This is a genomic window from Actinoallomurus acaciae (assembly GCF_042429965.1).
Lineage (GTDB): Bacteria > Actinomycetota > Actinomycetes > Streptosporangiales > Streptosporangiaceae > Actinoallomurus > Actinoallomurus acaciae.
This window is the reverse complement of sequence record NZ_JBHLZP010000227.1, coordinates 12,781-18,672: the sequence shown is the minus strand read 5'-3', so window position 1 is coordinate 18,672 and position 5,892 is coordinate 12,781. Positions and strand designations below refer to the sequence as shown.

The 5,892-nt window shown below is 72.6% G+C and carries 6 protein-coding genes; 3 read left to right on the top strand and 3 right to left on the bottom strand.

The window, feature by feature from the left end; translation table 11 throughout:
* On the bottom strand, nucleotides 1-509 hold a 509-nt coding region (locus ACFFNX_RS26820), incomplete at its 3' end, for a glycosyltransferase family 2 protein (RefSeq protein ID WP_378208000.1).
* Between the two features lie 174 nt (nucleotides 510-683).
* On the opposite strand from ACFFNX_RS26820, the gene ACFFNX_RS26815 reads away from it, so the two are divergent.
* From ACFFNX_RS26815 to ACFFNX_RS26805, 3 genes are read left to right on the top strand one after another with little or no spacing between them, the layout of a single operon-like run.
* A complete protein-coding gene (locus ACFFNX_RS26815) occupies nucleotides 684-2,633 on the top strand; it encodes a hypothetical protein (protein ID WP_378207998.1) in 1,950 nt (649 codons plus the stop codon).
* Nucleotides 2,627-3,325 (top strand): response regulator, encoded by a 699-nt coding sequence (locus ACFFNX_RS26810; protein ID WP_378207995.1) that lies wholly within the window; start codon nucleotides 2,627-2,629, stop codon nucleotides 3,323-3,325. Before ACFFNX_RS26815 ends, ACFFNX_RS26810 begins: the two co-directional genes overlap by 7 nt.
* On the top strand, nucleotides 3,322-4,449 hold the full coding sequence (locus tag ACFFNX_RS26805; RefSeq protein WP_378207992.1) for a sensor histidine kinase: 1,128 nt from the start codon (nucleotides 3,322-3,324) through the stop codon (nucleotides 4,447-4,449). The genes ACFFNX_RS26810 and ACFFNX_RS26805 overlap by 4 nt, the downstream gene beginning before the upstream one ends.
* Here the strand turns inward: ACFFNX_RS26805 and ACFFNX_RS26800 are convergent.
* Together ACFFNX_RS26800 and ACFFNX_RS26795 are read right to left on the bottom strand one after the other, a co-directional pair.
* A complete protein-coding gene (locus ACFFNX_RS26800; RefSeq protein ID WP_378207989.1) occupies nucleotides 4,446-4,922 on the bottom strand; it encodes a GNAT family N-acetyltransferase in 477 nt (158 codons plus the stop codon). The two genes, ACFFNX_RS26805 and ACFFNX_RS26800, sit on opposite strands and share 4 nt — an antisense overlap.
* A 62-nt stretch (nucleotides 4,923-4,984) precedes the next feature.
* Nucleotides 4,985-5,749 (bottom strand): SDR family NAD(P)-dependent oxidoreductase, encoded by a 765-nt coding sequence (locus tag ACFFNX_RS26795; protein WP_378207985.1) that lies wholly within the window; start codon nucleotides 5,747-5,749, stop codon nucleotides 4,985-4,987.
* Between the last annotated feature and the right edge of the window lie 143 nt (nucleotides 5,750-5,892).

The following is a 5,892-nucleotide window of genomic DNA, read 5'->3' as shown; positions in this document are numbered from 1 at the left end:
CGCCAGCCGTTCGCGGCGGCCCGCGCCACCATCTCCAGTGGATAGCCGGAGCGCCGGTCGGTCAGTTCGAGGCCCAGCAGCCGCTCGCGGTGGACCGCCCGCATCGGGCCGATGTCCCGCAGCCCGAACCGGCGGGCGATGAGCGCGTTGCCGAGGCGGGCGTGCGCCGGCCAGGCACCACGAGCCGTGGGCCGCCGGCGGCCGAGCCCGAGCGCGGCGTCGGCGAGAAGGCCCGTGACCTTCGGCAGTTCGGCGGGGTCGAGCGAGGCGTCGGCGTCCATGAAGCAGACGATGTCGCTGGTGGCGGCGAGCAGCCCCGCGTGACAGGCGGCACCGAATCCACGCCGCGGCTCGTGCACGACGTACGCGCCGTGCGCGGCGGCGACGTCCGCGGAGCCGTCGGTGGACCCGTTGTCGACCACGATCGCCCGATGCCCGTCGGGCATGCGGCCGAGGACCCAGGGCAGTGCCGTCGCCTCATCGAGGCAGGGCAGTACGACGTCAATCATGCGAGGGACGCTAAGCCCGCGGACCCGTCACCGACCCTTACAGGATGATGACGCCACGTCACAGCCGGTCACCGCGCGGATGCTTACGAAGCGGTGACGCCGCAGTCGCCGCAAACCCTTACGGAGTGATGACGGACCAGGGGTGTCCGAGCTGGTCAGCCCTAGTGTCGAGGGGTGTTCCGCTTCCAGGCGCCCGGCGCCGCAGACACCGTCGGCGCCCCCGCGCCCCCGCCGGGAGACCGGCCTGAGACGCGCGCCGCAGTGGCCTCGACCGGAGACGACGTCTTCCCGGGGCGGGCTGGCTACCGCCGCACAGCGGTCTGGGCGGCCTTCATCGCCGTCGCCTTCGGCGCGGGAGCCGCGTTGCGGGCGGCCGGGGCGCTCCCCGTGGATCCGGTGCCGCCGCTGCACGCTTCGGCGCGACTGCTGATCGGCCCGCTCGTCCCGGCGTCCGCCGTCGCGCTGGCCGGGGTGGCGGTGCTGCCCACGATCGCCCGGCGGCTGCGCTGGCGTCCGCTTCTCGCCGTCGCGTGGCTCGCGTCCGCGCTCTGGGCCGTGATCCTCCAATGGCCCGACGGCGTGAGCCGCCCGCTGACCGCACCGACGGAGTATCTCGCCGGACTACCCGCGATGGGCGACCACCCGCTGGCGTGGCTGCGCGGCTTCACCCGCCACCTCCAGGAGTACCCGACACACGCCAAGGGTCATCCACCGCTGCCGGACCTGATCCTGTGGATACTGCGGTGGACAGGACTCAACGAACCGGTCTGGGCCGCCGCCCTGGTGATCGCGGTCGGCACGTCGTCGATCGCCGCGATCGCCATGACGATCCACACTTTGGCCGACGAGGAGACCGCCCGCCGCGCCGTGCCCTTCCTGGTGCTGGCCCCAATGGTCATCTGCCTCGCGACCAGCATGGACGCCCTTTTCCTCGGCGTAGCGGCATGGTCCGTGACCTTGACCACCAAAGCCACCGCCCCCGCCAAGGGGACGATTCCCCTCCCGCCCGGGGGGATCAGCCCACTCCAATCATCAAGCCCTGTGGATGACGGGGGCAAGGGCTTCCACAGGTTGTGGATAACCGTTCGGATGTGGGCCGGCGACGCCGCGCGGCCTACGGTACGAACGGCTCGCGACGTCTCCCGCGACGCGCGGTCACGGAGCTCATGCGACGCCCAGCCACCAGGCTCATGCGACGCGCAGCGACCCCGCTCATGCGACGCGCCGCCACCAGGCTCATGCGACGCGCAGCCACAGAGCTCACGTGACGCGCAGCGACCCCGCTCATGCGACGCGCCGAACTCATGCGCCGCGCCGCCATCAAGCTCATATGACGCGCAGCCACCAAGCTCGCGCGACGCGTCGCCACCAAGCTCACGCGACACCCCGAGCTCATGCGGCGCGCCGTCACACGGCTCGTGCGAGGTGCAGTTGCCCATCTCAAGCGACGCGCAGCCGAACAACCCATTCGACGTGCGGCAAACCAGCTCATTCGACGCGCTGCCACCCAGGCTCGCGCGGTTGCTGGGCGTGCCTCACCTACGGCTGCCGGGCCTCGCGCGGCGGCTGCCCGTCGCGTTCGGCGGCGGGATCGTGACCGGTTCGCTGCCGTACCTCAACTATGGTCTCGTCACGATCCTCGCCCTGCCGCTCGCGGTGTTCCTCCTCACCCGGCCGCGTCGTGCGATCGTGGTCGGCTTCGTCCTCGGCTGTGCCGTGGTTCCGCTCGCCTTCACGCTGGGCGGGTTCCTCTGGTGGGACGGGGTGATCGCCACGCACGCGGCGTGGGCCGCAGGCGCGGGATCGGACCGGCCGTACGTCTACTTCCTCGTCGGCGACCTCGCCGTCCTCGCGCTGATCGTCGGTCCCGTGGCCGCCGGGGCGCTTCCGTACGTGCTGCGGCGGGGACGGGTGCTCGGGGTTCTCGTCGCCGCGGCGCTGCTCGGCGTGCTCGCACTCGATCTCTCCGGAGTCACGCGCGGTGAGGTCGAGCGGATCTGGCTGCCGTACGCTGCGTGGTTGACGGCGGCGGGCGCCATCTACCGGCCTCCGGCCCGGCGGGCGCTGCTCGTCCAGGCCGTCACCGCCCTCCTGATCCAGGCACTGGTGAGATCGCCATGGTGAACACCGAGACCGGACGCATCCTGGTCGTCGACGACGATCCGACCGTCGCCGAGGTCGTCGCCCGCTACCTCATGCGCGACGGGTACGACGTCGACTGCGTCGCCGACGGGCACGCCGCGCTGCGGGTCGCCGCCCAGAGCGATCCCGACCTGGTCGTCCTCGACCTCATGCTGCCCGGCATCGACGGGCTCGAGGTCTGCCGGCGGCTGCGGGAGCGCCGGCCCGTGCCGATCGTCATGCTGAGCGCGCTCGGGGAGGAGACCGATCGTCTCGTCGGGCTGGAGACCGGCGCGGACGACTACGTCACCAAGCCGTTCAGCCCCCGCGAGCTGGCCCTGCGCGTACGGTCCGTGCTCCGCCGGGCCCGCGGCGCCCTGACCCCGACCGGCGAGACGATCCACGACGGTGACCTCACCGTCGACTCGGCCGCGCACGAGGTACGGCTCCGTGGCGGGTCCGTCTCCCTCACCGTACGGGAGTTCGACCTCCTCGCCTTCCTGATGCGGCATCCGCGGCAGGCGTTCACCCGCGCCGAACTGCTGGAGAAGGTCTGGGGCTGGGAGTTCGGCGACTCATCGACGGTGACCGTCCACGTGCGCCGGCTGCGCGAAAAGATCGAACAAGACCCCACCGCCCCTCGGCGCATCCTGACCGTCTGGGGCGTCGGCTACCGCTACGAGCCCACAACATGATCCCTTTTCACGCGTTCGCCGAGGTCGTCGCGTACGCCGCCGGAGCCGCGCTGGTCGCCGGTGCGGTCGGCGTCGGACTCCTGTACGCCCTGCGCGCCCGTTCGATCACGACTCTGCTCGCCGTCGTCTCGGCGGCGACCGTGCTGGCGACCGTCGCCGGCATCGTCACGATCACCCTGAAAATGCTGATCACCGACCATGACCGGTCGGTGACCCTGACCGTCACGGCCATCGCGGGCCTCGTCGGGCTGGGCGTCTCGCTGCTGCTCGGCCACCGGCTGAACGCGGGCAGCCGCGCCCTGCTCGACTCCGTGCGCCGTGCCGGTGACGACGGCCGCCTAGTCCCGCCGGACCGTACGCTGCCGGCCGAGCTGGACGAGCTGGCCGCCGAACTCTCCGCCGCCTACGAGCGACTGGAGACGGCCCGCGCCCGCGAACGCACTCTGGAGGCCAGCCGCCGCGAGCTGGTCGCCTGGGTCAGTCACGACCTGCGTACGCCGCTGGCGGGGCTGCGGGCCATGGCCGAGGCGCTTGAGGACGAGGTCGTCGCCGACGCCGAGACGGTACGCCGCTACCACGCCCAGATCCGCGCCGAGGCCGACCGGCTGGCCGCGATGGTGGACGACCTGTTCGAGCTGTCCCGGATCCACGCGGGCGCGCTTCGCCTGTCCCGGCGGCGCGTCGGCCTCGCCGAGCTGGTCTCCGACACCGTGGCCGGTACGGAGCCGCTGGCCCGCGCCAAGGGCGTACGGCTCAGTGGCCTGGCCGACGAGATCCTGCCGATCGAGGCCGACGCGGCCGAACTCGGCCGTGCCCTGCGCAACCTGGTCGTGAACGCCATCCGCCACACCCCGGAGGACGGCGGCGTGGAGGTCGTCGCCGGGGTCGAGCACGGCATGGCGTGCGTGACCGTGTCGGACGCGTGCGGCGGCATTCCCGAACAGGACCTGCCCCGGCTCTTCGACGTGGCCTTCCGCGGCGAGGCGGCTCGTACGCCCGGCGGCGGCGCCGGTCTGGGCCTCGCCATCGCCCGCGGCATCGTCGAGGCCCACGACGGCGAGATCGGCGTGTCGAACGCCGGCACCGGCTGCCGCTTCGTCATCCGCCTCCCCCTGGGCGTCTAGAGTTCGAGCACGAACTGCTCGATGGGCCGGCCCGAGAGGAACGCCACCCGGCCGCTCGGCGCGAACCCGGCGCGCCGGTACAGCCGCCGCGCCCGGTCGTTGCCCGAGCCGGTCCACACCTGCAAACGCGTGCCGCCCTGCGCGGTCACGTGCGCGCGCAGCCGCTCCAGGAGCAGCCGGCCGATGCCGTTCCCCTGCCGGCCGGGATGCACGAACACCATGGAGATGTGGCACAGCCCGGCCACCTTCGGCCCCTGCCCGTCGCCGTCACGGCCGGGTTCGGCGAGGAGCATTCCGCGCACCCGTCCGGACGCGACCGCCACGATCACCACGGCGTCCGGCTCGACGAGCTTGGCCCGTACCCGGTCGACCCGCGCGGCCTCCGGCGGCCGTCCGCGGGCGATGTTGGCCGCACGCCACACGGCGACCGCGTCGTCATGGTCCCTACTCTCCGCCAGGCGTGTCGTCACCACCGGGCCATCGTCGGTCTCCGCCGGCATCCGGGAAACCCCTGAGCGAACGCCGGGCCTGACGATCAGTTGGTGATGCGGCCGCCGGCGACGTCGATGGTGACGCCGGTGACCCAGGAGGCGGCGTCGGAGGCCAGGAAGAGGGCGGTCTGGGCCACGTCGTCGGTGGTCCCCAGCCGCCGGAGCGGGTGCGTCGCGGCCACCTTGGCCTGGATCTCCGTGGGCATGTTGGCCAGGACCTTCTCGGTGGCGATGGCCGAGGGCGCGATGGCGTTGACGCGGATGCCGTGCGGCCCGGCCTCGGTGGCCAGATGGCGGGTCAGCATCACCAGGCCGGCGTTGGCCACGCCGTAGGCGAGGTTGGCCTGGCTGGGCTGCCGTCCCGCGGCCGAGGACATGGTGACGATCGAGCCCCGGCCGCGTTCGATCATCCCCGGCAGGAACGTACGGATGGTGAGGAACACCGAGGTCAGGTCGGAGTCGATGACCTGACGCCAGCGCTCCTCGGTCAGTTCCGCCGTGGGCACGGGAAAGCCCTGTCCACCGGCGAACGCGGCCAGCACGTCCACCGGGCCGAACTCGCTCTCGATCCGACGGCGAGCCTCCTGGAGGGCGGTGGAGTCGGTGACGTCGGCGACGACGGCGATCGCCCTGCCGCCCTTGCCGGTGATGTCGGCGACGACCGAGTCGAGGGCGGCGCGGTCCCGGCCGGCCACCGCGACCTCGGCGCCCTGGGCCGCGAAGGCCCGCGCCGTCCGCGCGCCGATGCCGCGCGATCCGCCGGTGATGAAGACGACACGACCGTTCAGGTCGGGGTAGGTGCTGGACATCGCGGAAAGCTCCTTCGGTCGGATCACGGGTTCTGGGGTCGCGTGCGGTGCCGGGTCAGCGGCAGGAGGGCCGCGACGAACACCAGCCAGACGAGGCCGCCGAAACGGACGATCGGCACGAGGTAGGCGAAGCCCGAGGCCAC